The sequence below is a fragment of the Inquilinus ginsengisoli genome (assembly GCF_050434925.1).
Classification (GTDB): Bacteria; Pseudomonadota; Alphaproteobacteria; order DSM-16000; family Inquilinaceae; genus Inquilinus; species Inquilinus ginsengisoli_B.
On the sequence record NZ_JBNDJK010000001.1, the window covers coordinates 8,437,209 to 8,463,197 of the forward strand.

Below are 25,989 nucleotides of genomic sequence, written 5' to 3' on the forward strand. Positions count from 1 at the left end.
GCGCCCGAAAGCAGCCGTCCTAGGCGGCTCTACGAAGCGGACATGACCGGACGCGACCCGGAGCGGACCTCACGGTTCGGCTGACCAATGGATTGTATGTACGCGCCGGCCGATGAGGAATTACTGACTTCCTGATGGGGCGCATAAATCGTGAGAATTCATTATGGAAAATCTTAACACATCTAAGGTATTCCAGATGCCGAGAAAGCTGTTTTGGCAGGATCCGCTTCGTCTCGTGGCGGTAATCGGTTTTTCAGCTGGTTTTGCCGGATCGATGCTGGAGAAGCAGTATCCGATGGCATTTGATTTCGGGCCGATCGGCTGGGTGGTGGGCATTGCCGCAGCTATCGCAATCCGGATTCGAAAGAAAAGCGGCCGCGGTTAGATGGGCCGCTTTCCGCGGTCAGCCGGGCCGACGGGAGGCTACCCGATAGCGGCCATCGACCTTAGCTCCGGAAAGCGGACCTGACCCGATTCGGCCCTTCCTACCCGGTGCGCTTCCAGCTCTAATCGGCCAGCAGCTTGCCGGTGAAGTTCCCCTGCCACAGGCTGGAGTGTCGGCGGTAGCCGCGGGCCGTGCGCGCGTCCTTCCAGCGGCCGTGCTGCATTGCCGCCTCGAGCGGCACGCCCTTGCGGTCGGCGGCGGTCATCATCCCGGCGCGCAGGCTGTGGGCGGAGAACTCCGCGGATCCGAGCCCGGTGCCGGCGATCACCCGCTTGACCAGGCGGGCGACGGTCTTGGTGTCGATCGGCTGCAGCCGGCCGTCGACGCCATAGGTCAGATGGCCACCGCGGTCGATCCGGCAGAACAGCGGCCCGGGCGTGTCGCCCCGCGCCGCGAGCCAGGCCGAGACCGCGGTTACGGCGCAGAGCGGCGATGCCGGCACCGCCTGGACACCGACCTCCTCCCCTCGCCGCTCCTGGTCGGTCTTGGAGCCGGCGACGAACAGCACCAGACCGTCGGACGTGAAGCTGATGTCCCGCAGGTCGAAGCCGGCCAGCTCGGAGCGGCGGAAGCCGCCGGCGAAGCCGGTCAGCAGCAGCGCCCGGTCGCGCAGGCGCCGCTTCGGGTCGGGTGCTGTCTCCGGATCGAGCAGCAGCAGGACCGCGCGCAGATTCTCCTCGAGCAGCGCCGCCTTCTTCGCCGGCCGGGCGCCCTTGGTCCGGCGCAGGCCGGCCAGGAACTCCGGGAAATACCCGTCGTCGAGATGGATCGGTCGGCCGAGCCGGCGGCGAATCGCCAGGACGGCGGCCCGGCGCAGCTCGATCGTCGACAGCGACCGGGTCTCGGACAGGGCGGTGAGGTGCATCGCCAGCCAGGAGGCGTCCGCGATGGCCGGGTCGAGGTCGAAGCCGAGGCACCAGCTGGTCCATTGCTGCCAGGCGGTGGCGTAGGCGCGTCGGGTGTTGGCCGAGAGTGAGGCCTCGACCAGCTCGTCCGCCCGCTGCGCGAGCCGGCGGATTTCGGCGCGCTGGAGGTCGGTCAGGCGCGCCCCATCCGCGTCCGGCAGCATCGCCGTCGGGCGCGGCGCGTCGGCCGCCAGTGCGGCCTCCCCTCCTCCACCGATCGTCTCGTCGTTCATGGCGCGTCCACCAATGCCAGGTGCCTGGCATCCGCCGTCGCCAGGCGGCCGCGAACGGCCAGCAGATGCGCCTCGATCGCCGCGGCCGCGTCGGCGGCGGCGAGATGGGTGGTGTCGAGGTCAAGCCGCTCGGGCACGTCGGGCTTCAGCAGCCGGTCGGATCGGATCATCGCTGCCAGCACGTTCGGGTCCGTCAACTTGCGTCCCTGGCGCTCGAGCCTCTGGACCCGGGAGCACAGCACGACGTCGTCGGCCTCGAGCACCACCGGGATCAGCGGCACGCCCCGCGTCTCCGCCAGGGCGACGACATGGCGCCAGGCCTCGCGCTCGCGCGCAGCGCCGAGGCACAGGGCGTTGGTCATGACAAAGGTCTCCGATCGCGGCCGGCCAGCCAGCACCTGGTAGGCGGCGGCGCGCACCGCCTCGTAGAGCGGCCAGCGCGCCGGGTCATCGATGCCGGTGCAGCGGATGGCGACGTCGTGCAGCAGGTGGTTGTCGATCAGGCGGGCCTGCAGCCGCGGCGCCAGCAGGCGCGCGACGGTGAGCTTTCCGACCCCGGGCCAGCCGTTGAGGTGCACGATCACCCTCCCCTCCCCCGCTCATGGGACCGCCGGCGCGAGCGCCGTCGACCACAACACCTCGACAGGGCGGAACCGGATGAGGGAGATCTTGTGCAGCACCGCCGGCCGCGGCCGCCAGGCCGCGATCGCGTTGCCGACCGCCGTGGGCACGGCGGCCAGGCCCAGGCCTTCACCGAGCGTGACATGGGGCACCCAGTTCTCCGACAGGTAATGCGCCCAGCAGCGCGGGCCGGACGCCCAGGTCGCCTGGTGGTAGGCACGGTGCAGGGCCAGCAGCTCGGCCGAGACCACGGGCGCCGCAAACAGGACGGAGGGCGGCCCCGGGAACAGGCCCAGGCTCGCCAGCTGGACGGCGATCGCCGGCTGCGCCTCGGCGAAGCGCTGCAGCGGCACGGTGATGGCTGCCGGGACCAGGCGGTCATAGACGGCGAGCGTGAGATGCGGCGCGATCCCGGCCCGTCGCGGTGTCATTGCCTCGGGATCGGCCCGCTCGACGGCGTCGATCAGCGGCGCCAGGGCGCCGGCGCCATGCGGATCGAGATCGAGGGTGACGGCGAACGGCACGAAGCCTCCGGGGCGGGCGACCGGACGAGTCTACCCGCCTCGGGGACCCGGCGGAAGCCCCAATGCCCGATAAGCCCCCTTATCGCCCAACGTTTTCAAGCAGTTGGGACGTGCGCAGCGGTGAAGGGTTTCGGACGCCGGCCCTCAGCGCCGGCGGATAGGTCTCGACGGGCCGGCATCCGAAACCCTTCACCTTTGCGGACCTTCGTTCGACCTTCTGGCTCCCGCAAGTGGACCTTTCTGGGCCGCCACTGCAGAGCCGATTGCTCGAGGCCAGAGGTAAGAGCGGCAATGCCGCGGCGGCACGGCGGGTGATTGCCGATTACGGCCACTCGCCGCAGCGGGACGATCGCGCCGGCCCCGGCCGCGACTGTCTCGAGAATGCTGAACCCGCCCTCCGTTCTGGAAGGCGGGCTCCCTTCATTGCGGCGTTCAGTGCCGCGGATCGTCGGTTCAGGCGGCTTTCTTGTTGAGGCCGCGATCGCCCAGCTGGGTGAGAAGCTGATCGGTCCTGGTCTCTTCCTGCAGCGTCTGGTCCAGCAGCTTCGCCGCCTCCGGCAGGCCCAGCGTCGTCGCCCAGGTCTTCAGCGTGCCGTAGCGCGCCATCTCATAATGCTCAACGGCCTGTGCGCCGGCCACGAGACCGGCATCGAGCGCCACGGCCCCCTTGAACTCTTCCATGATCTCCTTGCCCTCGTCGAGGATGCCGAGGATCGCCTCGCAGGGCTTGCCCTGCGGCCGCTTGCCGATCAGCTCGAACACCTTCTCCAGGCGCTCGATCTGGCCTTCGGTCTCGGTGAGATGCTTTTGGAAGGCCGCGGTCAGCTCCGGTGCCTGGGCGGCCTTCGCCATCTTGGGCAAGGCTTTCAGGATCTGCTTCTCGGCGTAGTAGATGTCCTTGAGGGTGTCGTGGAACAGGTCGTTGAGGGTTTTTTCATTCGTCGCCATGGGGATACCTCGTGTTTGAAGGTCTGATTGCGTGATCGAAACGGGTTGAACGGGTTGGTGGATCGGTCCGGCCACAGTAGAAACACGATCTGCCCGAGATGGTTCCGATAGATCGAAATAATAAGTGTCGATTCGCGTTTTAAATATTTTATCATTTGTTATTTTGAGTAGGATTTTATTTTCAATATGACCAAGAGTCGTTTTTATAATTCAGATGATTCTTGGATTCTTTTTGCCGAGACGGAACCCGTGCTCGATTGCGCCGTTATCATGCCGACACCCAGCAAGGAGCAAGGCCATGGAACATCGCGAAGAGACGACGACCCTGATCTCGGGCGACAAGGTGTCCGGTACGGACGTCTACAACACTGCCGGCGACAGCCTGGGTGAGGTGCACGACGTCATGATCGACAAGGCCTCGGGCCGCGTCACCTATGCCGTGATGTCGTTCGGCGGCTTTCTCGGCATCGGCCAGAAGTATCATCCGCTGCCCTGGTCCTCGCTGACCTACGACACCGACCAGGCCGGGTATGTCGTGAACCTGTCCCGCGAACAGCTCGAAGGCGCGCCGGTCTTCGCCGACGATTCCGAGCCGCAATGGACGCGGGAATACGAGCAGGGCATCCATGACCATTATGGCGTCAAGCCGTATTGGGACGGCATGCCGCCGCGCTGATCGGCCTGCAGAACGGCCATTCAAAAGGACCCCGGCTTCGGCCGGGGTTTTTTTACGTCCGGCCGATTGCGTTCATCGGCGCACACGCCATATACCATCCATCTGGATGGTGTATGGATGGTTATCATGGCTGACTCAGTGCGGGACCTTCGGCCAAAAGCGACCGACAGCGAGAAGATCACGATCAATCTCGGTTATGTCGATCTCGGCCATATCGACCTGCTGGTGCGGGAGGGCTTCTATTCCAACCGGACTGACCTGATCCGCACGGCCATCCGCAACCAGCTGGAACGGCATGGCGACGCCATCCAGCAATCCGTTGCCCATCATCGCCTCGACCTCGGCCTTCGCCACTTCGACCGGCGAGAGCTGGAAGCCGTCCGGCTCGCCGGCAAGACCCTGCACATCCAGGTCCTGGGGCTGGCCGTCATCGCCGACGACGTCACGCCCGAGCTGGCCCGCGAAACCATCGCCTCGCTTCACGTGCTGGGCGCGCTGCAGGCCAGCGCCGCGGTCAAGGCCGCCCTCAGCGACCGCATCCGCTGACGAAGCGGCGGCAGGCCTCGAACAGACTATTCCCAATCTCGGCCGATCTGGGCGGGCCATGCTCCCGGCCTGGCGGATTTCCGGCACACAGGACAGGTGTCATGATCGCACGCCCGAAGATCGACATGCAGGAGGCGACCCGCCTCACCCGCGCCGGACGGCTCGGCGAGGCCATGGCGCTTTTGCGCGGGGCTCTCGCCTCAGGGCCGTCGCCTTCGCGACCAGCAACGCCAGAGGCCAGCCCCGCCGAGAAACCCGGACCCGACAGGGGCGCCTTTGTCGACATGGTGCCGCCATCCCCGGGAACCGGCGAGACCTGGACATCGCCCGGCCCCGGCGGTCCCGACGCCGTGCCGGCCGGCCGGTCGCAGGCCCGCGAGGCGTTCCACGGGTTCCTCGATCGCCTTCGGCGGCCCCACGCCCCTGCCGGTGACACCGTCATCCCCGGCCGTCCCGATGACGCTGGGCCGGCTCCGGTGCCTGGCGGCGCACGGTTCGACGAATGCGCCTACACCGAACAAGCGGGCCGGCGGACATATAAGCTGTACATCCCCGGTGGCCGTGCCGGGCAGGCGCTGCCGCTGGTGGTGATGCTGCATGGGTGCACCCAGTCGCCGGACGACTTCGCCGCCGGCACGCGGATGAATGAGCTGGCCGAGGAACAGGGCTTCCTCGTCGCCTATCCCGAGCAGACTCGTTCGGCCAATGCTTCCCGCTGCTGGAACTGGTTCAACCCGGGCGATCAGCGGCGCGACGGCGGCGAACCGGCGCTGATCGCCGGCATCACCCGCCAGATCATGCGCGATCACCCGGTCGATCCGGGACAGGTGTATGTCGCCGGCCTGTCGGCCGGCGGCGCCGCCGCGGCGATCATGGGGGCTGCCTACCCCGATCTCTATGCCGCCGTCGGCGTGCATTCGGGATTGGCCTGCGGGGCCGCCAGCGACATGGTGTCGGCCTTCACGGCGATGCGGCAGGGCATGCCATCGGCGTCGGCAGGGCCACGGCGGTCCGGCATCGTTCCGACCATCGTGTTCCATGGCGATCGCGACACGACCGTCAACCCGGTCAATGGCGACCAGGTTCTGGCCCAGGCCGCAGCCGGGTCCAAGCTGCTCCGCACCACGGTCAGCCGTGGGAGCGCCCCGGGTGGTATCGGCTATACCTGCACGGTTCGGACGGACGACGACGGCCGCCCGATGTCGGAGCACTGGCTGCTTCACGGCGCCGGCCATGCCTGGTCGGGCGGCAGCCCGGCCGGGTCCTATACCGAGCCGCGCGGGCCGGATGCCAGCCGCGAGATGATGCGCTTCTTCCGGCAGCAGCCATCGCCGAAGCCCCATAAGAGCGGGAGCCGATACCAATGAGCGGAGAGCACTGCCTGGGTGAGAGATCCTGGCGGTCGGGGATGAACCGCTTGTCGCCGTGATCGTCAATGGATGTCCGGTATTGGGGGCGCAGGCGCAGCGGCCGCTTGTGACGCGAACCGGATGCATCTGGAGAGCTGCCCCGAGTCCGGTAATCACCCTTGAACGAACCCGCTTTCGCGGGAGGACGAGCGTCGCAGCCGGACCATTATTGGCGATGGTAGTGGGTGGGTGAGCGGTAAGGCGTGACGACCAGGGCATCCGATCCCGAGCATCGAAGGTCCAGCAACCTTCGGCTCGAGAGAGGAGCACCCCGATGACCATCCATCCGTCACATCGTCCCGTCAGCGCGCTCCGCGAGCGCATGATCGAGGACATGAGGGTGCGCGGCTTCACCGAGAAGACCCGCAGCGACTATGTTCGGCACGTCCGTTCGTTCGCGGCCTTCATCGGCCGGTCGCCGGACACGGCGACGGCGGAGGACCTGCGCCGTTTCCAGTTGCACCAGACGCAGACCGGCGTGCAGCCGCCGAGCGTCAACAGCGCGGTCTCGGCCCTGCGCTTCTTTTTCACCGTGACGCTGGATCGGCCGGACTTGGCCCGGCGGCTCACCGTGGTGCGCGAGCCGCGCCGGCTGCCGGCCGTGCTGAGCGTCGAGGAGGTCACGCTGCTGCTCCAGGCGTCGCCGGGGCCGAAGTACAAGGCGGCGCTCGCCACCGCCTACGGCGCCGGGCTGCGCGTCTCCGAGGTGGTCGCGCTCAAGGTCGGCGACATCGATTCCGAGCGCATGCTGCTGCGGGTCGAGCAGGGCAAGGGCCGCAAGGACCGCCACGCCATGCTGTCGCCGCAGCGGCTCGAGCTGCTGCGCGCCTGGTGGCGGGAGGGGCGGCGCTTGGGCGTTCTGCTGCCGCGGGGCTGGCTGTTTCCGGGCCGCAACCCGGTCGAGCCGCTGTCGACCCGTCAGCTCAACCGTGCCGTCCATGCCGCCGCCGAGGTCGCCGGGATCAAGAAGCGGGTGTCGCCGCACACGCTGCGGCACAGCTTCGCCACCCACCTGCTGGAACAGGACACCGACATCCGCGTCATCCAAGTGCTGCTCGGCCACGCCAAGCTCGACACCACGGCCCTCGACACCCGCGTCGCCAACATCACGATCCGCAGCGTGACCAGCCCGCTCGACCGGCTTGCGCCGCTGCCCGCAGGGAGGCCGAGACCCGGAGCCTAGCCCGGCGGCGGTGCGCCGCCCGAAGCTGGAGGTCGCAGACATCTTCCATCACCATGCGGCCGCCTGGCGCCGAGCCAATGCCGGGCATGTGAGCCTCGGCCAGCTCAAGGTGATGTCGGCCATCGAATGCTGCCGCTCGGCCGCCCTCGGCGGTCATGTCGAGCACTGCGAGGATTGCGGCCACAGCCGGATCGCCGACAACTCGTGCCGCAACCGCCATTGTCCCAAGTGCCAGGGCGCCCATGCAACCGGCCGGCTGGCGTTCTTCGGCGAACTCGATGGCTTGCGTGACCGGCAGGCCTTCGCCGCGCACCTCGCGCCGCTCGGCAGGAAGAACTGGTTCGTCTACGCCAAGCCGCCCTTCGCCGGGCCCGAGGCGGTGCTCGCCTATCTCGCCCGCTACACCCACCGCGTCGCCATCTCCAACAGCCGCCTGGTCGGCCTCGACGAGCGCGGCGTCACCTTCCGCGACAAGGATTACCGCCGCAACGGCCGGGAGCGGCTTCGCACGATGACGCTGGCGCCCGACGAGTTCATCAGGCGCTTCCTGCTCCATGTTCTGCCCAAGGGGTTCCACCGCATCCGTCACTACGGATTGCTCGCCAGCGCCACCTGCAAGGCCAACATCGCGCGGGCCAAAGAACTGATCGCCGCGCCCCCGATCTCGATCGATCCGGCAACCCAGCATGACGACGCGGACATGGCCGCCGGCGTCGCGGCCGACCATCGCCCGCCATGCCCCTGTTGCGGCGGCCGCATGATCATCGTCGAGAGCTTCAGGCGCGGCAACGCACCCCGCGGCCCACCATCGCCCCGAGCCGGGGGCAGGGCCGCGATGCCATGACGCCCACTGCCTCATCGCACCAGCCGCCTGCCGGGGGACCTTGCTTCCGCCGTCGCATCGCTGTCGCCCCGGCGCCTCCGAAGGCGCGGGCGACGCCGTCGATCATGCCAGGACAACCCCGCCGACGGCCGTCGCGACGACAAACTCCCGACCGCTATCGTCGTGCCGCCATCGATACCCGCCAGCGCATTCCTCACGCACCCCGCCGCCGCCATCAAATCCCCATAGACCGCTGATCCCCACCCGGCCGCCGCGGGGTCCTTCCTGGGAGGGTTTCGGACGCCGGCCCTCAGCGCCGGCGGATAGGTCTCGACGGGCCGGCATCCGAAACCCTTCACCTAACCCTTCACCTATGCGGTCATCGCGTCGGCGCCCCGACACCAGACATTCGTACGAACCCGCAGCACCCCGCTCTCTCCCAGTCAGCCCCGGCCTCAGAGCGCTCCTGAAAGCCGCCAAGGCAACCGGCTCGACAGAGCGGACATGGTCGCATGTGGCTCGTCGGCCGCCAAATCCACCGCGTGCGCTGTCGGGCGGGGGGGGATGGAACAACCGGTCAATGGCGTCAGTGCGAGCCCAGGATAATGCTGCACAGATCTCCGCGCCGGAAGCTCGGGTCCTTGAACGCGAGGATGTCGTCGTTGAAGGTGCCGAACGTGCTGTCGGGCCGATGCTTCATGCCCTGATAGAACGCCTCGATCATCTCGTGCTTGAAATCGCTGCCGCGGGGGTAGGCCGCGATCACCGCCTCGCGCTGCTCTGCCGTCAGGTCGTGATATCCGCGGCCGAGGACATCCATCGCCGCGCCCGCCTGCACCAGGGCAATCTCTGGATGCATGTGCTCAGGGATGCCCGGAGTGGTGTGAAGGGCAACGGCGGCCCAGACCCTTTCGACTTCGGCTTCGCGGATGCCGTGGCCCCGCAGGAACTCGCGGGCAGCGTTCGCACCGTCGACTTCGAATCGAAGCTGACTGTCCCGATACCGCGCGGTCAGGCCGATATCGTGAAACATGGCTGCGACGTAGAGCAGCTCCGGGTCGAACGCCAGGCCCTTCCGCTTCCCGGCCAGGGCACCCCAGAAATAGACCCGGGTGGAATGGTGGAACAGCAGGTCGCTCTCGGTGTCGCGAACCAGCTGTGTCGCCTCGCGCGCCATTCTGCTGGCGGGAATCCCGACGCCGGCAATCGGGTTCGGTATCGCCACTTCGTCCTCCATTGGCGGGGCTGCCGATGCGCGATCGCGCGGCGGTTGCTTCCGCTGGTGATCGTGGCGGAAAGATGCGCAGCGCCCCCCTGCCGAAACAGGACCAAGACCGGCGTTTCCGACTGCACCATGGGGCGACGGCCCTGCCCGCCCCCGCGGGCGAGGCCGGCTTGTCAGGTGAAGCGGTCGATGACCTCACGGAGCCGGTCGCATGCCCTATCGAGCTGCCGCTGCGGCGCCGTCGCGATGCCCAGCGCAAGTCCCGATCGTGCGGAGGCCGGCGAGGCATACCAGAGCGACAACGGGACGGGCGCCAAACCGAAAACCCGCGCTGCCTTGGCGATGGCCAGGTCCGGCGCGCCGTCCGGAAGCCACAGCAGCGCGGCCAGCCCGGCGATGGTGACGCCATCGGCGCGCGGCTGCAGGCATTTCAGCAACGCGTCCCGCTGGGCGGAGTAGACGCGCTTGGTGCGGCGGAGATGCCGCATATAGTGCCCTTCCCGCATGAACGCCGCGGTCGCGAGCTGCAGCGACGGCCCCGGCGCCGGGGCGAGGCTGGCGGCGGCCTCGGCAAACCGGAACGCCAGCGCCGGCGGGGCGACGAGAAAGCCCAGGCGCAGCGTCGGGCTGAGGGTCTTGCTGAAGGAGCCGATGTGGATGACCCGCCCGGCGCGGTCGAGCGAGGCGAGCGCCGGCGTGGCCCGCCCCTTCAGCTGCAGCTCGCTCAGATAGTCGTCCTCGATCACCCAGGCACCCGCCTGGGCGGCCCAGTCGAGGAGACGCAGGCGCCTGGCCAGCGACAGCGTCGACCCGAGCGGCGCCTGCTGGCCCGGGGTTACGACCGCCACTACCGCGTCCGAGGCATGCTGCAGGCCGTGGTCGACATCGATGCCGTCATCATCGACCGGGACCGGCACGAGCGACAGCCGCGCGAGCTCCAGGCCCCGCCGGGTGAAGAAGAAGCCGGGATCCTCCATCCAAGCCTTCCGTCCCTCGACGCCAAGCACGCGGAGCGCCAGGCCGAGGCCGCCGCTGAAGCCACCGGTGATGATGATCTGGGAGGGCGAGCACTCGATCCCGCGGGCGATGGCGAGATAGGCGGCGATTTCCCGCCGCAGCTCCAGCTCTCCCCGCGGATCGGGATACATGGCCGGCGCGCCCGACTCCGCGCGGACGGCATGTGCGCGGATCCGGGCGAAGAGCTTGGCGGGAAAGGTCGACTGGGCTGGCACGCCCATCTGGAAGACCGCCGGTCCGGCGGTGAGCTCCCGGTACATCTCCATGAACGATCCGGGGTCGGGCGGCGCGTCCTGGCGGACGGCAAGGGGCGGCCGGTCCGCCACATGGGTTCCGGCGGCGCGGGAAGCGACGATCAACTGGGCGGCGGACAGCTTCTCATAGGCCGATCGCACCGTGCCCCGCGCCACGCCGAGTTGCGCCGCGAGGTCGATCCAGGAGGGCAGGCGCGCCCCGGGCGTCAGCGCGCCGTTCTCGATCGCGGCGCTGATGCCCTTGCGGATCTGCTCGGCCAGCGGCGTCTTGGCGGAGCGGTCGAGGTCCAGCGGGAGGAGCTTGGTCATGCCCCGTGGTACACGACTTTTGTCGGTTCCTGGTGCTAATCTTTGAACCATCGAACGGTCAATTAGACGGTCGAAGGAGAACGATCGCCATGACCATGAAATCCGTTATCGCCGCAGCTTTCATCGCCATCGCAACGCCGGCTGCAGCCCATGTTCCGGGCGAGACCGTCACGCCGAATTTCGAGCATGCGATCCCAAACATTCCGGGCAAGTCGCTGATCGCCGTCGTTGTCGACTATCCGCCGGGCGCGGCTTCACCCTCGCACAGCCATGCGAAATCGGCGTTCATCTACGCCTACATCGTCTCGGGTGCCATTGAATCGCAGGTGAACGACGGACCCAAGCGGGTCTACCGTGCGGGCGAGAGCTTCTACGAGGCACCCGGATCCCGCCATATCGTCAGCCGGAATGCGAGCGCGACCGAGCCCGCGCGGCTGCTGGCGGTGTTCGTCGTCGATTCCGACCACGACGCCCTGACCACACCGGTCCATTGACCATCTCCCGATGCGATCTCCCGAGCATCGCCGCGCACCGCCAAGGAAACTCCCTATGATCTCCACCGCATCCCCCGCATCGCTGCCCCGCACCATCAAGGCCGCGCGGGTCCACCGCTTCGGCCCGCCCGAGGCGATCGTGCTCGAGGACATCGAGCGGCCCGAGCCGGGCGAAGGCGAAGTGCTGGTCCGCATCGCCGCGGCCGGCGTTGGCCCTTGGGACGCCTGGATTCGGGCCGGCAAAAGTGTCTTGCCGCAGCCCTTGCCGCTGACCCTCGGCTCCGATCTTTCCGGCACGGTCGCGGCGGTCGGCCCTGGCATCACCGGCTTTGCCCCAGGCGACGACGTGTTCGGCGTGACCAACACCCGGTTCACGGACGCCTATGCCGAATACGCCATCGCCGCCGCCGGCATGATCGCCCGCAAGCCTGCCCGGATCGGCCATGTCGACGCCGCCTCCCTGCCGGTGGTGGCGGTCACCGCCTGGCAGGCGTTGTTCGGGCAGGCACAGGTCGGCCGGGGCCAAACCGTGCTCATCCTCGGCGGTGCCGGCAGCGTCGGCGCTTGTGCGGTGCAGATCGCCCACCGCGCCGGGCCCCGGGTGATCGCCACCGCCAGCACCGGCGACCTCGCTTATGTCCGCAGCCTGGGCGCCGACGAGGTGGTGGACCGTAAGGAGCGCCTCGAGGTCCAGGTCGGGCCAGTCGACGCCGTGGTCGACCTCGTCGGCGGCGAAGCGCAGGCCGCCTCCTTCGCGGTGCTCAAGCGCGGCGGCGTCCTGGTCTCGGCGGTGTCGGAGCCGGATCAGGCGGAAGCGGCGGGCCGCGGCGTGAAGGCGGGCTTCTTCCTGGTCCAGGTGAACACCGCGGACCTGGAACGGATCGCCGCCATGGTCGAGGCCGGGGAACTGGTCACCCGGATCGGTACGGTCCTGCCACTGGCCGAAGCGCGGACCGCGCACGAGATGCTTGACGGCGCCCGGCCGCATCCCTCTGGCAAGATCGTGCTGCGCATCGGCTCATAAGCAGCAGGGGGCAGGGCTGTGACCAGCGCGGACGGGACGCGCCATCTGCGGTCATTGGCGCGGCGCCCTGATTGCGGACATCAGCCAAACCCGCGGGGTCCCACCGCTTTCCGCCGATCGAACTGAAACAGGGCGCCCGAGACCAGTCATCGCGGGCGGGTCCCGAACCGGTCATGACCGGACACGACCCCTTGGCGGTCATGGGACGCAGCGAGCTCATGCTTTTTGTCTGGTCTGCCGGCTCGTTGCGGACGATCGCTGATCCCGTTGGCTCCGCGATGGGCAACAATAGACTGCGAAATACTATCTCGTTCAAGCGATAGCACTTGATAGTTCGCGCACCCCGCGGACCAAACCGTCTATGAGAACTCTTAGCTTAGCCGGCAAAGCCTTTGTACGCGGCCAAAGGATGTTGATCGGCACCTCACCGCCTGACATCCCATCCAGGACGGTCAGCAGCTTTCCATCACGAATGTCGTCTCGAACCAACCAGAATGGAAGCTGCGCCAAGCCGTGTCCTTCGCTCACTGCCATATGCACGGCTTCGAAGTCTTGAAATTCATGTTTAACGGAAACAATATGCCGCGCAATAGAGCCGTCCGGTTGTTTGAGTAACCAGGCAATTCGATTATCTCGACGTCGGCCGACAATGCAGTCCTGATGTCCAAGATCGTCCAAGGACCGGGGAACGCCTTTCTTCGCGAGATAACCAGGTGATCCAACGATCGCCATGTGCTGGACCCCGATCTGGTGAACGAGCAAGTCAGCCGAGTCGTCAAGATTGCCGATACGCACCGCGAGGTCGATGTTCTCGCCGATAAGGTCGACCCGCCGGTCTGTGAAACTCACGTTGAAATGCAGTGCCGGATAGCGTTCAGCCACCTCGAGCAGCACAGGCATGATGTACAGCCGGCCGAACGCTGTCGGCAGATCGATCCGCACTTCGCCACTTGGTGTATCCCGAGCGAGCATGAGTTCGCTCTCGCCCCGATCGAGTTCAGCGAGTGCTGCGACACAATGTTCGAGCCAAGCCTCGCCAGCCGGCGTCAACACCAAACGACGTGTCGTTCGATGCAGCAACTTGGAGCCCAATCGGGCCTCTAGTCGCGACACCGCCCGTCCGACAGCGGACTTGGTCATGCCAAGCTCCGCAGCCACGGCGGTGAAACTGCCCAATCGCGTCACAGCGACGAATTCCGCAATGCCATCGAAACGATTTTCCATCTGCGCTTTGTAGCTCCAGACGCACCAGTGAGTCGATCCCAGGCCACCTAATAACCATCCATTATGACATTAGGTACGATGGAGCACCAATTCTCCAACGGAGCTTGCTCATGCCGTCTCTATTCGACTCCTACGTTTTGGGCCCTGTCCACCTCAAGAACCGCATCGTCTTGCCGCCTATGACTCGCACGCGAACGTCCGAGGGCGATCTCCCGACCGATGGTGACGTCCCGAACGAGCTGATGGCCACCTATTACGGCCAGCGGGCCGGTGCCGGCCTGATCATTACCGAGGCCACCGACGTCGATCCGTCCGGCCACGGCTATGCGAGAACACCGGGAATCCACTCGGAAGCCCAAATGCGGGGCTGGCGTCTGGTGACCGCGGAGGTTCACCGTCATGGCGGCACCGCCTTCACGCAGTTGTGGCACGTCGGCAGGTTGGCCCATTCGTCGCTTCTGCCGAACCGCCAGGCCCCGATGGGCGATCGCGGTAGGGACGCCCATTGCTGAGCGCCCCCCGCACAGATCCGTACGTGCCCGATTAAGGCATACGGCTCCTACCTTGGGTGTTTGACGGCGAAGCGCAGTTGTGGCCAGGGATGTAGGACTCGCGGTTTGGGGAGCCAGTCATTGGCCAGCCGCGTCATCCGCGTCCAGGTCATGCTGTCCTTCTGGCTGCGCCGCCGAAGCGTTCGCCGCCAGAGTTCGGTGACGAAGAAGCGGAACGTGACCAGCGCCTGACTGTTGGTCGGCACGGCGTGATAGTTGAAGTAGCCTTTGACGACCTGCCCCAGCCATCTGCCCTGATCGGGGATGGGCTGGTGCATGCGTTGCCGCAGTTCCTGTTTGATGGCTTGCAGCTTCGCCCGCATGCGATCGCGCCGGGTCTTGCGCTTGACCAGGAACTTGCCCGCCCGCGATCGCCCGCAGATGAAGGTGAAGCCCAGGAAGTCGAAGGTTTCCGGTTTGCCGAGCCCGCGCCGCTCGCGGTCGGCCGCCGCATGGCGGCCGAACTCGATCAGGCGGGTCTTGTCCGGATGCACCGACAACGCAAACGCCTCGAACCGCTCGCGCATCGCCTCCAGGAAGCGCCGGGCGTCCGCCTCGTGCTCGAAGCCGACGACGATGTCGTCGGCGTAGCGCACGATGATGACGTTGCCCGTGGCCTCTCGCCGTCGCCAGCGATGGGCCCACAAGTCGAAGACATAGTGCAGGTAGACGTTGGCCAGGAGCGGTGAGATCACCGACCCTTGTCCCGTCCCCTGGTCACTGGCTGTCACGACCCCGTCTTCAAGAATGCCCGCCCTGAGCCATTTGCGGATCAGGCGGAGGACGCGCGGGTCGCCGATCCGGTGCTCCAGGAAGCGGACAAGCCAGGGCTGGCTCACCGTGTCGAAGAAGCTGCGGATATCGGCGTCCAGGATGAAGTTCACCTTGGTGCTGGTGATCCCGACCACGAGCGCATCCAGCGCATCATGCGCCCCGCGCCCGGGTCGGAACCCATACGAGAACCCGAGGAAGTCTTCCTCATAGATCGCATTCAGCACCGCGGCCGTCGCCCGTTGGACGATCTTGTCCTCCAGGGCGGCAACCGCCAGCGGCCGCTGCCGGCCGTCCGGCTTGGGAATGAAGACCCGCCGGCTCGGCAGCGCCCGATACGCGCCCCGCTGGACCCGGGCGTGCAGGTCTGCGAGCTTGCGCTCCAGATCTGCCTCATAGTCCTGCCATGTCAGCCCGTCGACGCCGGGAGCGGCATTCTTCTTCAGATCGAAGAACGCCTCCTCGAGCAGGGCCAGGCTGAGATGGTGGAACAGCGCGTTGAACCTCTCCTTCTTCCTTTGCCTTGCGGCTTGCCGTATGCGGTCCAGCGCCTGGGACACGCTTGCCCGGTTCTGCGCCCGGCGCGTGCGGTTCCGGCCCGCATTCCCCTCGGTCGCCGCCCTTGGCTCCACCGGCTCCGCAGCGGATCGCTCCGCCTTGTTCGTCGGCTTCACAGCTACTATGGCGGCGTCTGACGTCCCGCGCCCGTGCATCATCGGCTACGGCTCCTCACCTTCCCGATGCGGGCCGCCGCACCACACGGCGGTCGGACGCGGGACCTCCCGGTTCCCGAACAAGGAGCGTCTGCACATGCCAGGGTCTGCGACCACGCCGGGCCGGACGGGTGCTCGCATGACGCGCCCGTCCATGTTGCCTTCCACCCTGTCAACGGCGTCGGCGCCCGGATTTGTGCCTTTCGCGGCTCGATGGCTGGCCTATGCTCTCCCCTGCCGACGCTTCGCTCCTGCCCTCACGGACAACAACGCACGGCTCGGGGCCGATGTGGATCGCTACTCCTTCATCGCAGTGGACTTCCACCACCTACTCCTTGCCGGTCTCCCGGCGCTCTGACGGAGCAACGAGCTGAGGGCTCAGAGGTGTTTGCCCACGGCCCGGACGGCCGGTTGCGTTTCATGCCAGCGGACACGCCGAGGCCCCTCAGCACCGATGAGGTGTCGGCCATGGTGGGCACTTTCGCCAAAGCCGCCGTCCGTGCACGGGATGTCGGCTTCGATGGTGTCGAGCTCCATGCGGCCAACGGCTATCTGATCGAACAGTTCATGAACTCGGTGCTCAATACACGCACCGACCGCTACGGCGGCGCCAGCATGGAAGATCGGACGCGCTTCCTGATGGAAGTCGTCGATGCGGTCGTGGCCGAATTCGGCCAAGGCCGTGTGGGTGTTCGCCTGTCTCCGTTCGGCAAGTACGGCTCCATGCCGACCGACCCTCTTACAGAGGAAACCTTCCTCTATGTCGTCGAGCAACTGGGGCGCCGCGGCGTGGCATATATCCATTTGCTCTACGAACTGTTGCCCGAAGGAAACATGGAGACGGGGGTGTTCAAGCCTCGGTACCTCGACCACGCTCTCCTTGCCAAGGCCCGGGCCGTTTTTCCTGGCGCCTTCATATGGTGTGGCGGCTTCAATGACCGCGAGCGCGCCCAGGCTTCGCTCGACACCGGATTGGTCGACCTGATCGCCTTCGGCAGACCCCATATCGCAAACCCAGACCTTGCCGAGCGTCTCAAGCACGGCTGGCCGTTGGCGGTAGCGGACCGGTCGGCCTATTACACTCGCAACGGCGAGCTGGGGTACACGGACTTCCCAGCATATACAATCGGGAGTGCTGCACGCGGCGCAGCCTGACCGCCGCGTGGGTCGAGCGGGCGTTGGGTGCCGGGCGGTTCTGCCGCCCCCGCTGGTCGACCATGCCAAATTCAGCAGGCGCTCGCGACGCTGCAATCGACACAACCCTAAACATCAACACCATCATGGGTGCGTCAATGAAGGCTACAGAATCCACCGTAGTCAACGGCATCAATGTCGACGACTTGTTTGCGCTGATCGACGATATCAAGCGGGAACCTGAAAAAGGCAAGACGAACTGGCACGTCATTACCACCTGGCAGGGCCAGATGCGGAGCCGCGCAGAAGTCGAGGGTTATGAGTTCGGCGGAGAAAAGATACCACGATGGTTTTCGATCGATATCGACGAGCCTCGCGAACTCGGCGGATCGAACAAGTTCGCCAATCCGCAGGAGTATCTTATCGCGGCTCTCAACGCCTGTATGACTGTCGGATATGTAGCGCAGTGCGCAGTGCGTGGAATCACCCTCGAAAGTCTGTCGATTGAGACCGATGGCGACATCGATCTTCGCGGCTTCCTCGGAATCGATTCCGCCGTGCCGCCAGGTTATGAAAAGCTCAGCTACAGGGTCCGTATCAAAGGCAGCGGCACAAATGAGCAGTTCACCGAGATCCACAACGCCGTGATGGCCACCTCGCCGAACTTTTACAATTTATCTCAAGCTGTTGCTCTCAAACCTGCCTTGATCGTCGAGTGATGGCACAATGGCGCAACCCCAGACGTAATCTCGGCCATGGCCAGGCGTGCGGGGAAATTTCGTTCGCGCATTCGCGGACGATGCCGCGCGACAATTGCTGGCGATGTTCATGGGAATTCGTGTTCTGGCGCGCGTCCCCGCGGACAGGACACTTCTCACCGGAGCGGTAAGGCCTGCGCTCGCGCTCTCGGTCTGCCGCCCCTACGACGGCCTCCAAGACAGCGAAATCCTCACGCCGGCAAGTCGTAGCGCAGCGGCCTTTCCCATCCAACTCCAAGGAATGGCAATGACCAAACGGACTTTTCTGGTGACGGGCGCCAGCAAAGGAATCGGCCGCGCCCTTTCAGACCGGCTCGCGGACGCCGGCCATGACGTCGTCGGCATCGCTCGCGGGCAGGCCCCGGACTTCCCCGGTACACTGGTCCCGATCGACCTCGATGACACAAGCCGCGCGCAGGAAGCGTTCACTGACCTCGCCCGCCGCTACTCGTTCGACGGCGTGGTCAACAACGTCGGACTAGCCCGGCTGGCGCCGCTCGGGCAGATCACTCTGGCCGACGCCGACGACCTCTTCAGAATGAACGTGCATTCGGCCATCCTGACGACGCAAGCCATCCTGCCCACGCTACGAGAGAAGGACTGGGGGCGGATCGTCAACGTGACCAGCGTTGTCGTCACGGGCACGCCACTGCGTAGCGCCTATGCCGCCGCCAAAGCCGCGCTGAACAGCCTGACCCGGACGTGGGCGATGGAGCTGGCCGAGACGGGCATCACCGCAAACGCGGTCGCACCTGGTCCTGTGGAAACAGAGATGTTCCGCCGCAACACCCCTGCTGGAAGCGAAGGGGAGGCCCGATTCCTGTCCATGATCCCGATGCGCCGCCTCGGCAAGCCTGAGGAGATCGCCGCAGCCATCGCCTTCCTGCTATCCGAGGATGCCAGCTTCATCACCGGGCAGACGCTGTTCGTGGACGGCGGCGGTTCGATCGGAAAGGCCCCCCTCTAGACTTTACGCTGTATTCCGACGGCCGAGTCGCCATAGTTCGTTTCGGCCGTCGGGGGTGCCCACCTAGATAGGCGCCGAGGGTGTGCCTCCCAGGAATTGGCGCTGCCGGCAAGCGGCTGGGCCGACGCCGGTGCTGCGGACCCGGTACCGCCCGCGGTACTCCGGGCAGCGGACCGCGCCTTCGTCTCCGTCGTGCTCGACGGTCCAATCGGAAGCGTCGTGACCCTTCGCCATGCTCAGCCTCCAGCATCGTTGCGGCCGGCTTTGCTCGTCCGCTGTCCGCCGTCGGCCTTCTCGCACGCTTCGGTCGCGGCTCGGAGGACATCCGGCGGAAGGCCGCCTTCGGGCGCGCTGGTCCACTCGATCTGGATGTGGCCATGGCTGTTGCGCGTGAACCAGCCGCGGAGATCGCCGCAACCTACGGTTCCTGTGCCGTGGCCGGTCGGGAGGACGGTCCAGTCGCGCCGGTCGCTACAGTGCTCCATGTCGCTGCAATGGGTGTCACAGGCGCGGAGTTCCTTCGGCCACACCGAGTTCATCGGTCGAACCAGCTGCCGCGCTTGTAGCTCAGACGCGGCACACCTACTTCGAAAGTAGTACTAGGTCGGATCACATAATACGCTATTCTGGCGTGGCTTCGACCGAGGAAATGAATGTGCTCGGGCCGTCACCCGGCACACGGTCTCGCGGATACAATATTCTTGCCCGTAATGACGGATCGGGAAGGAACGCTTGAAGCTGGAAAGGCCGCCCCATCATGGCGGCCTTTTCTATTTCAAGCAGGGTGATTTCTGGCCGAATGCATCCCACGAGGTGTATCAGAGCCACTCTTGGCCGCATGAAGCTTGAAGGCGATCTCAGTCCGGTTCCGGGCCTGCAGCTTCTTCATGATGGTCCGGATGTGCACCTTCACGGTGCTCTCGCACAGGTCCAGCTCATAGGCGATGATCTTGTTCGGCTTTCCGAGCGCGACGGCCTCGGCCACAGCGGTCTGCCGCTCCGATAGACCAAGCATGCTGTGGACCGATTGCCGGCGCTCCGGCCGCTCTCGACCAGCATTCTGCAGAGCGCTGGCAGGGACGAAGGTGCCCCCTGCCATGGCGAGGTGAAGCGCTCCGATCACGACACTCAGGCCGACACTGGTGGGGATGTAGCCGCGAGCCCCCTGCGCCAGGATCTCGGCCATAAGGCGCGGATCCTCGTCTTCACCCCAGCACGACCACGGGTAAATCGGGATGGGCGCTCACCAACGTCTGTACCTCGGTCTCAAGGGAACGCTGGTCGTTGCAGGCAGCCCCCCATTCCAGGAGGATCAGTGCCGTGTCGTCACGATCGGAGCTCAGCTCCCATTGATCGATGTCCGCGAAGGCCCGGGCGCCAACCGACCGTCGGTTGCGAGCGCCTGCGTCAAGGTTTCGCGGCCGAGGACGCGTCTGTCGATGATCGCGACCGTGGCAAGGCTCAGAGTAGAGTTATGATCAACCTGAGGGCCAATGAAATGATCGACCTCAAGACCTCCCGCCTGTTCGAGGTCGAGCATCGCGTTGCGAGATGCCGTCGGGTTATCGCTGAAATCAATCATTACAAAGCTCCCTTGGCTGGTTGAGAGTTGTTCTCCCAACTTTTCCGGCTAGAGATTTATTTGTTCAGAACTGAGTATTTTATTATAATAAGCCGAATGGCATCGCAATCATGCGGACCGACCTCGCCGTGCATATCTCATCTATTGCATGGCAATTTATGCAAAATCAATAGATTGTGGTGTACGCCATTCGGACAGGGGTTTTGAGCTGAAGCCCATCCTAAAGTAGTAGATGGGCATTTGCGGGCGCATGCTCGGCGCAGGCCGGGCACTGGGCCGATCGAAAGCACTTTGCAAATGCGACGCACACCGACCAAAGCGCCGAGCTGGTCCAGCGTCTCGAATCCTCATCGCCGCGGCAGCGATCGCACCCTCAAGCGAGCAGTACGCTCGCATCTGATCTGCTGGATCGCGTCTAGGACGATTCAGCGCACCCGTAGTCGAAGCCTGAGCGATTCGCGTGCGTCTGAAGAAGCGTGCTATCATGATTGATGTTCGCTCTACCTGGCGTGGAAGTCATGCCTTCCAATGGGGCGGCACAGTCAAATGGAAACAAATGAGATGAAATCGGCGCTCGGCGACGGGACTCCTTCGGCTCGGCCGCCCCAACTGATCTCGCATCCTACGCCTGAATATGCAGCTGCAATGCTTGGCGCGTTGTCGGTCGCCGTCTACGCGACGGATGCCGTTGGGAAGATTACTTACTACAACGAGGCTGCCGTCGAGTTGTGGGGTGTTCGACCGGAATTAGGCACGAGCGAATTCTGCGGTTCCTGGAAGCTATATTGGCCGGATGGGACTCCACTTCCGCACCACGAATGCCCGATGGCGATTGCGCTCAGAGAAAAGCGCGCCAACCAGGGCTTCGAGGCCATAGCAGAAAGACCGGACGGGACCCGGGTGCCCTTTGCGCCCTATCCCGTTCCGCTGTTCGACGGTTCAGGCAACCTCATCGGCGCGGTGAATACCCTCGTCAACCTGAGCGATCGTCAGCAGTTCGAGCAGAGCACCCACCGACTCAAAGCGCTTGTCGAATCGTCGGAGGATGCGATTGTCGCCAAAGACCTCAATGGCAACATCACGAATTGGAACCCGGGAGCGGAGCGGCTGTTCGGCCATACTGCCGAAGAGGTGATCGGAAAACCCATCACAATCATCATCCCGCCGGATCGCCTGCAAGAGGAACCTGGCATCCTAGCGCGGATCCGGAACGGCGAACGGGTCGAACACTTCGAAACCATCCGTCAGCGCAAGGACGGGACGCTGGTGGATATTTCCCTTACGGTCTCGCCGATTAGAGATCATCGGGGCAGGATCATAGGCGCTTCTAAGATCGCCCGCGATATCACGGAGCGCAAGCGAGCGCAGGAGCGGCAGGGATTGCTCCTCCGTGAGATGAGCCACCGGGTGAAGAACCTGTTTGCGCTGTCTAGCGCCATCATCACCCTGAGCACGCGCCAGGCAAACACGCCCCAGGAACTGGCGGAGGCGGTCCGCAGCAGGTTGGGGGCCCTGGCCCGAGCGCATGACCTGACGATGGCGGATCTCCAAGAGGAACTCGCATCCACCCCGACCACGCTCGAGGCGGTCGTCCAGACCGTGCTGGCCCCCTATGTCCCACCGAGCGGCGGGGGGCTTCTGGTCAGCGGGCCCGCCGTTGCCGTCCAGGGAAATGCGGTCACCAGCCTGGCGCTGCTGCTCCATGAAGCCGCGACCAATGCAGCAAAATATGGCGCGTTGGCGCGGAGCGGTGGCCAGATAGCCATCGCGTGGTCCATCAAAGATGACGATTTGGAGCTGACCTGGACCGAACGAGGCGGGCCGAGAGTCGAAGGAGTACCCACTCAGGCGGGTTTCGGAACATTCCTGACCGATAGCACGGTTTCCGGCCATCTGAACGGCGTCGTCGAGCGGAAATGGCCGCACGAAGGACTGATCCTTCGCATCTCGGCGCCCCTCCGCCGACTGTCCGTTTAATCGGAACTGTATCCACCCGCGCGCTGTTGATAGCGATAATGAAACTCAGGGTCACTGTATGACAAAGATCCTCGTGGTCGAAGACGAGCCGCTCCTGAGAATCATGGCCGAGGACGTGGTGCTGACCTTGGGTCACGAGGCTGTCGGTGCTGAGGACGGATCTCAGGCCATAGCAGTCGCCGAAGCTTCACCGGAACTTGAGGTCCTGGTCACCGACGTCAATCTGGGCTCGGGCCCGACAGGCTGGGAAGTTGCAAGTTCGATCAGACAGACTCATCCAACCATCCTGGTGATTTACACCAGCGGGCTAGCGAGTGCCCACGATCACTCCCGTCACGGCGTAATGGACTCCATTTTCCTTGCGAAACCCTATGCGCCCGAGGAGTTGGCCGATGCCATTCGAAGCTTCCTTGCCAGCTTAGGGGGCAGGTGACCTCAACTCCGACGCTTTCAGCCGCATCGCTCGGCTTGCCACGAGTTGGGGGCGCTATGATCCGTGCTGGCGGAGGCTATTCGGCCCGCAGCCGGCGCAGTTGCTCGGCCACACCTGTCAGCACCGTTTCCCACGGTCCAGGCTCATACTTGTCGCCGCCGATCACCTTGCCGTAGATGTTGCCATCGGGTGTCGCAACGTCTTCGGCCGGCCGGCTCCCATCCATGCGCGTGGGCTTGTCCCAGCCGCACATCGCGACCTCGATGAACATCACGGAACTCTGGTCGACCTCAAGGGTCAGCCTCCGGTGAGGACCGCAGGGGATTTATTGCGAGAATCCGAGCTTGTGCGGGCGTGACCGGCGGCGCGCTGGTCGGCGATGATCTGCTGCAGATTCTCGATGCCGTCGCGGGTGAAGGCGGTCACACCATCCTCGCCGACGCCGTAGACGTGCAGCCGCCCATCTTCGGATTCCATGTCGATCGAGATCTCGTGCAGCCAGTCCTCGTCCTCGCCGAGCATCCGAGCGACATGGCCGATGGTGAAGACGGAGGCGGTGGCCGCCACGGTCAGGCTGCCTGGCTGCGGGGCGTCGGCCGCCAGTGCCATGGCAGGAGGTCGTCAATCCTGCTGGCGGGGTGGTCGGCGATGCGGGCCAGGACGTCGGCCAGCCAGGCCTGCGGATCGACGTTGTTCATCTTGGCGGTGACGATCAGGCTGTACATGGCCGCGGCGCGCTGACCGCCGCGGTCGGACCCTGCGAACAGCCATGACTTTCTGCCGAGAGCGATGCCGCGCAGGGCTCGTTCCGCCGCATTGTTCGACAGGCAGATCCGGCCGTCATCGAGGAAGCGGGTGAAGGCCGGCCATCGCTTCAGCATGTAGTCGATGGCCCGGGCGAGATCGTTGCCACGGGAGAGCTTGGCACGCTGCTCGCGCATCCAGCCCTCCAGTTCGGCGACCAGCGGCACGCTCGATCCCTGCCGGACCGCGCGACGCCGCTCGGCGCTCTGGCCATTGATCGAGCGCTCGATCTCGAACAGGGCATCGATGCGCCGGACCGCCTCCAGCGCCAACGGCGAGATCACGGCCCGCGTCTTGCCCCGGGCCGCGCGGCGGGCGCTCTCCGCCAGATCCGCCATGGCGAAGAAGGGCCGGCGCGCATGGACCCAGCATGCCGCCTCCAGGATCGGACCCGGCTTGCGGTCGGGCTCGTACAGCTTGGTGTAGCCGCCAAAGGCGTCGGCCTGGAACAGCCCGGCATAGCCGGCCAGATGTGCCTGGGGATGCTCGCCGGTCCGATCGCGCGAGTAGTAGAACATCGCCGCCGGCGGATCCCGTCCGCCGAACGGCCGGTCGTCGCGCACATAGACCCAAGCCCGCCCGGTATCGGTCCTGCCCTTGGCCAGGACCGGCACGGTCGTGTCATCGCCGTGCAGGCGCTCGGCCGCGAAGACGTGCGCCTCGATCCGCCGGATCAGCGGCGCCAGCACCGCGCAGCAGGCGCCCACCTGGTCGGCCAGGGTCGACAGGCTGAGCGGCACGCCTTCCCGCGCATAGCGCTCGGCCTGGCGGTTGAGCGGCTGGTGCTGCCCGAACTTCTCGAACAGGATCATCGCCAGCAGGCTGGGGCCGGCCCAGCCCCGGGCGATCACATGGAACGGTGCCGGAGCCTGGCTGATCCGCTCGCAGTCCCGGCAGGTGAACTTCTCGCGAACATGCTGGATCACCTTCCACTGCCGCGGCACCACCTCCAGCGTCTCGGTGACGTCCTCGCCCAGCTTGCGCAGCCGCTCGCTGCCGCAGCAGGAGCAGGCGGCCGGGCCCGGCTCGACCACACGCTCCCGCGGCAGGTGCTCGGGGAACGGCCTGCGTGCGGGCCGTTTGCGGGTGAACGCCGCCACGGACGTGGTCCTGGCGACGGCGGCCTCGGCGGCGACCTCGTCCTCGGCGGCCGTGCTCTCGAGCTCCTCGAAGCTCAGCTCCATCTGGTCGAGCAGCCGCGCCGTCCGTTCCGAGCGCTGGCCGTAGAGCTGGCGCTTCAGCTTCTCGATCTGCAGTTGCTGGTGCGCGATCAGGGCTTGGTCGTCGGAGGCCTGAGCCCGGGCCACCGCCAGCTCCGCCTCGACCCGGGCCGTGTCCTCGAGCCGCTGCCGCCGCTCGGCGGCCAGCGCCGCCTTCAACGCGTCGACATCATCCGGCAGGGCCTCGGGAGCAGTGTCCATACCAGGATGGCATCAGAAATCCTCGCCGCTGGCTCGCCCAAAATGCGGACCTCGACCCCTATCCCGCGCGCTCCGGCCGGAAGGTGTGGCGTGGGTTCCGCCAGTCGATTCCGTCGAGCATATAGGCCAACTGCGATGCCGAAATGCCGACCACGCCGTCGGCCGGCGATGGCCAGATGAAGCGGCCCTTCTCCAGCCGCTTGGCGTAGAGCGACATGCCCAGCCCGTCATGCCAGAGAATCTTGATCAGATCGCCTCTGGCGCCGCGGAACACGTACAGATCACCGGCATGCGGATCCCGGCCGAGCGCCTCCTGCACCTGCAGCGCCAGCCCGTTCATGCCGCGCCGCATATCGGTCCGGCCGACCGCCAGCCACACCCTGACGCCGCTCGGGACCGGGATCATCGCCGCTCCAGCACGTCGAGCACCAGCCGTAGCGTCGCCGCCTTGACCCCGCTGCCGATCCGAAGGCGATAGCCGCCAAACTCGATCTCGATCAGATCGTCGGCCCGCGCCGGCGCGGGCTCGGCCGGTGGATCCGGCGTCACCGCCACTGGCATCAGGCGCAGTTCCGTCGGCTCGGCCACCTCAGCGGCGTAGCGCTTCCGCCAGGCGAACACCTGGTTCGCGTTCACGTCGTAGCGTCGCGCCACCAGCGACGCCGACGAGCCCGGCTCCAGCGACGCCGCCACGATCTCCCGCTTCAGCCCCTCCGGCCACAACCGGTTCCGACGCCGCTCACCCAAACTTGTGTCCATAACTGCATTCGTGGACACTTCCACCACTCCCCGCCGTCAACCAATGCTCCAGCTTCGGTCAACCCGACAAACGCGGAAAGGCGGCCTACGGCGGAGGCTTACCTTCCACCACTCCCCGCCGTCAACCAATGCTCCAGCTTCGGTCAACCCGACAAACGCGGAAAGGCGGCCTACGGCGGAGGCTTACATCCTGGGCTGGCTGGGCGCCAAAGCAAACAAGCCCCCGTCAGAGACGAGGGCTTGCATGTCATCAGTGGTT

At 65.9% G+C, this 25,989-nt stretch carries 30 protein-coding genes; 14 read left to right on the plus strand and 16 right to left on the minus strand.

The window, feature by feature from the left end:
- Nucleotides 1–163 precede the first annotated feature (163 nt).
- Nucleotides 164–385, plus strand: a complete 222-nt coding sequence (locus QFZ27_RS39345; RefSeq protein WP_429232378.1) for a hypothetical protein — start codon at nt 164–166, stop codon at nt 383–385.
- A gap of 121 nt (nt 386–506) precedes the next feature.
- Here the strand turns inward: QFZ27_RS39345 and QFZ27_RS39350 are convergent, their stop codons facing one another.
- From QFZ27_RS39350 to QFZ27_RS39365, 4 genes are all read right to left on the minus strand, one after another.
- Entirely contained in the window at nt 507–1,583 is a 1,077-nt protein-coding gene (locus QFZ27_RS39350; protein ID WP_429232379.1) for a tyrosine-type recombinase/integrase, read from the minus strand.
- Nucleotides 1,580–2,167, minus strand: a complete 588-nt coding sequence (locus QFZ27_RS39355) for a P-loop nucleotide/nucleoside kinase family protein (RefSeq protein ID WP_429232380.1) — start codon at nt 2,165–2,167, stop codon at nt 1,580–1,582. The genes QFZ27_RS39350 and QFZ27_RS39355 overlap by 4 nt, the downstream gene beginning before the upstream one ends.
- 15 nt (nt 2,168–2,182) lie before the next feature.
- The gene (locus QFZ27_RS39360) at nt 2,183–2,728 is read right to left on the minus strand and encodes a 2'-5' RNA ligase family protein (protein ID WP_429232381.1); all 546 of its coding nucleotides are present in this window, start codon (nt 2,726–2,728) and stop codon (nt 2,183–2,185) included.
- Nucleotides 2,729–3,181: 453 nt separating this feature from the next.
- Complete coding sequence (locus QFZ27_RS39365) at nt 3,182–3,676, minus strand: YciE/YciF ferroxidase family protein (RefSeq protein ID WP_429232382.1); 495 nt, start codon at nt 3,674–3,676, stop codon at nt 3,182–3,184.
- Nucleotides 3,677–3,974: 298 nt separating this feature from the next.
- On the opposite strand from QFZ27_RS39365, the gene QFZ27_RS39370 reads away from it, so the two are divergent.
- The 5 genes from QFZ27_RS39370 to QFZ27_RS39390 all read left to right on the plus strand — a co-directional run bounded on the left by QFZ27_RS39370 (nt 3,975) and on the right by QFZ27_RS39390 (nt 8,334).
- Nucleotides 3,975–4,352, plus strand: a complete 378-nt coding sequence (locus QFZ27_RS39370; RefSeq protein ID WP_429232383.1) for a PRC-barrel domain-containing protein — start codon at nt 3,975–3,977, stop codon at nt 4,350–4,352.
- A 126-nt stretch (nt 4,353–4,478) separates the two neighbouring features.
- Complete coding sequence (locus tag QFZ27_RS39375; RefSeq protein ID WP_429232384.1) at nt 4,479–4,898, plus strand: CopG family transcriptional regulator; 420 nt, start codon at nt 4,479–4,481, stop codon at nt 4,896–4,898.
- A gap of 125 nt (nt 4,899–5,023) precedes the next feature.
- Complete coding sequence (locus QFZ27_RS39380; protein WP_429232385.1) at nt 5,024–6,265, plus strand: extracellular catalytic domain type 1 short-chain-length polyhydroxyalkanoate depolymerase; 1,242 nt, start codon at nt 5,024–5,026, stop codon at nt 6,263–6,265.
- 316 nt (nt 6,266–6,581) lie between these two features.
- Nucleotides 6,582–7,490, plus strand: a complete 909-nt coding sequence (locus QFZ27_RS39385) for a tyrosine-type recombinase/integrase (protein WP_429232386.1) — start codon at nt 6,582–6,584, stop codon at nt 7,488–7,490.
- Between the two features lie 10 nt (nt 7,491–7,500).
- Nucleotides 7,501–8,334: an IS91 family transposase gene (locus tag QFZ27_RS39390; protein ID WP_429232387.1), complete on the plus strand. Its 834-nt coding sequence runs from the start codon at nt 7,501–7,503 to the stop codon at nt 8,332–8,334.
- Between the two features lie 565 nt (nt 8,335–8,899).
- Here QFZ27_RS39390 and QFZ27_RS39395 read toward each other — a convergent pair.
- Both QFZ27_RS39395 and pdxR read right to left on the minus strand, forming a co-directional pair.
- Nucleotides 8,900–9,550, minus strand: coding sequence for an HD domain-containing protein (locus QFZ27_RS39395; RefSeq protein ID WP_429232388.1), 651 nt, complete (start codon nt 9,548–9,550; stop codon nt 8,900–8,902).
- A gap of 161 nt (nt 9,551–9,711) precedes the next feature.
- Nucleotides 9,712–11,118, minus strand: a complete 1,407-nt coding sequence (gene pdxR, locus QFZ27_RS39400; protein WP_429232389.1) for a MocR-like pyridoxine biosynthesis transcription factor PdxR — start codon at nt 11,116–11,118, stop codon at nt 9,712–9,714.
- Between the two features lie 89 nt (nt 11,119–11,207).
- Between pdxR and QFZ27_RS39405 the strand changes: the two genes are divergently transcribed.
- Entirely contained in the window at nt 11,208–11,612 is a 405-nt protein-coding gene (locus tag QFZ27_RS39405; protein ID WP_429232390.1) for a cupin domain-containing protein, read from the plus strand.
- Between the two features lie 55 nt (nt 11,613–11,667).
- A complete protein-coding gene (locus tag QFZ27_RS39410) occupies nt 11,668–12,636 on the plus strand; it encodes an NADP-dependent oxidoreductase (protein WP_429232391.1) in 969 nt (322 codons plus the stop codon).
- Nucleotides 12,637–12,948: 312 nt separating this feature from the next.
- Here QFZ27_RS39410 and QFZ27_RS39415 read toward each other — a convergent pair whose 3' ends face one another.
- Nucleotides 12,949–13,860 carry a LysR family transcriptional regulator gene (locus QFZ27_RS39415; RefSeq protein ID WP_429232392.1) on the minus strand — a complete coding sequence of 304 codons (912 nt, stop codon included), beginning with the start codon at nt 13,858–13,860 and terminating at the stop codon, nt 12,949–12,951.
- A 110-nt stretch (nt 13,861–13,970) separates the two neighbouring features.
- On the opposite strand from QFZ27_RS39415, the gene QFZ27_RS39420 reads away from it, so the two are divergent.
- Nucleotides 13,971–14,372, plus strand: coding sequence for an oxidoreductase (locus tag QFZ27_RS39420; RefSeq protein WP_429232393.1), 402 nt, complete (start codon nt 13,971–13,973; stop codon nt 14,370–14,372).
- A gap of 47 nt (nt 14,373–14,419) precedes the next feature.
- Here the strand turns inward: QFZ27_RS39420 and ltrA are convergent, their stop codons facing one another.
- Nucleotides 14,420–15,898, minus strand: coding sequence for a group II intron reverse transcriptase/maturase (gene ltrA / locus QFZ27_RS39425; RefSeq protein ID WP_429225542.1), 1,479 nt, complete (start codon nt 15,896–15,898; stop codon nt 14,420–14,422).
- Nucleotides 15,899–16,315: 417 nt separating this feature from the next.
- On the opposite strand from ltrA, the gene QFZ27_RS39430 reads away from it, so the two are divergent.
- The 3 genes from QFZ27_RS39430 to QFZ27_RS39440 all read left to right on the plus strand — a co-directional run bounded on the left by QFZ27_RS39430 (nt 16,316) and on the right by QFZ27_RS39440 (nt 18,754).
- Entirely contained in the window at nt 16,316–17,050 is a 735-nt protein-coding gene (locus tag QFZ27_RS39430) for an oxidoreductase (RefSeq protein ID WP_429232538.1), read from the plus strand.
- 23 nt (nt 17,051–17,073) lie between these two features.
- Nucleotides 17,074–17,748: an OsmC family protein gene (locus tag QFZ27_RS39435; RefSeq protein WP_429232394.1), complete on the plus strand. Its 675-nt coding sequence runs from the start codon at nt 17,074–17,076 to the stop codon at nt 17,746–17,748.
- Nucleotides 17,749–18,034: 286 nt separating this feature from the next.
- On the plus strand, nt 18,035–18,754 hold the full coding sequence (locus tag QFZ27_RS39440; RefSeq protein WP_429232395.1) for an SDR family oxidoreductase: 720 nt from the start codon (nt 18,035–18,037) through the stop codon (nt 18,752–18,754).
- A gap of 236 nt (nt 18,755–18,990) precedes the next feature.
- Here QFZ27_RS39440 and QFZ27_RS39445 read toward each other — a convergent pair whose 3' ends face one another.
- The 3 genes from QFZ27_RS39445 to QFZ27_RS39455 form a co-directional block, all read right to left on the minus strand.
- Nucleotides 18,991–19,293 carry a hypothetical protein gene (locus tag QFZ27_RS39445; RefSeq protein WP_429232396.1) on the minus strand — a complete coding sequence of 101 codons (303 nt, stop codon included), beginning with the start codon at nt 19,291–19,293 and terminating at the stop codon, nt 18,991–18,993.
- 236 nt (nt 19,294–19,529) lie between these two features.
- Nucleotides 19,530–19,940, minus strand: coding sequence for a response regulator transcription factor (locus tag QFZ27_RS39450; protein ID WP_429232397.1), 411 nt, complete (start codon nt 19,938–19,940; stop codon nt 19,530–19,532).
- A 153-nt stretch (nt 19,941–20,093) separates the two neighbouring features.
- Nucleotides 20,094–20,336: a hypothetical protein gene (locus tag QFZ27_RS39455; protein WP_429232398.1), complete on the minus strand. Its 243-nt coding sequence runs from the start codon at nt 20,334–20,336 to the stop codon at nt 20,094–20,096.
- 561 nt (nt 20,337–20,897) lie between these two features.
- On the opposite strand from QFZ27_RS39455, the gene QFZ27_RS39460 reads away from it, so the two are divergent.
- Nucleotides 20,898–22,313 carry a PAS domain S-box protein gene (locus QFZ27_RS39460; protein ID WP_429232399.1) on the plus strand — a complete coding sequence of 472 codons (1,416 nt, stop codon included), beginning with the start codon at nt 20,898–20,900 and terminating at the stop codon, nt 22,311–22,313.
- 58 nt (nt 22,314–22,371) lie between these two features.
- The gene (locus QFZ27_RS39465) at nt 22,372–22,746 is read left to right on the plus strand and encodes a response regulator (RefSeq protein ID WP_429232400.1); all 375 of its coding nucleotides are present in this window, start codon (nt 22,372–22,374) and stop codon (nt 22,744–22,746) included.
- 76 nt (nt 22,747–22,822) lie between these two features.
- Here the strand turns inward: QFZ27_RS39465 and QFZ27_RS39470 are convergent, their stop codons facing one another.
- Genes QFZ27_RS39470 through tnpA form a run of 5 tightly spaced genes read right to left on the minus strand, consistent with a single transcriptional unit; the run spans nt 22,823 to nt 25,730 of the window.
- Entirely contained in the window at nt 22,823–23,017 is a 195-nt protein-coding gene (locus QFZ27_RS39470; RefSeq protein ID WP_429232401.1) for a hypothetical protein, read from the minus strand.
- A 26-nt stretch (nt 23,018–23,043) separates the two neighbouring features.
- The gene (locus tag QFZ27_RS39475; RefSeq protein WP_429232402.1) at nt 23,044–23,313 is read right to left on the minus strand and encodes a hypothetical protein; all 270 of its coding nucleotides are present in this window, start codon (nt 23,311–23,313) and stop codon (nt 23,044–23,046) included.
- Nucleotides 23,314–23,315: 2 nt separating this feature from the next.
- Nucleotides 23,316–24,971 (minus strand): IS66 family transposase, encoded by a 1,656-nt coding sequence (tnpC, locus tag QFZ27_RS39480; RefSeq protein WP_429232403.1) that lies wholly within the window; start codon nt 24,969–24,971, stop codon nt 23,316–23,318.
- A 58-nt stretch (nt 24,972–25,029) separates the two neighbouring features.
- A complete protein-coding gene (gene tnpB, locus QFZ27_RS39485; protein WP_429225624.1) occupies nt 25,030–25,377 on the minus strand; it encodes an IS66 family insertion sequence element accessory protein TnpB in 348 nt (115 codons plus the stop codon).
- Nucleotides 25,374–25,730 carry an IS66-like element accessory protein TnpA gene (gene tnpA, locus QFZ27_RS39490; RefSeq protein WP_429225625.1) on the minus strand — a complete coding sequence of 119 codons (357 nt, stop codon included), beginning with the start codon at nt 25,728–25,730 and terminating at the stop codon, nt 25,374–25,376. The genes tnpB and tnpA overlap by 4 nt, the downstream gene beginning before the upstream one ends.
- Nucleotides 25,731–25,989 lie beyond the last annotated feature (259 nt).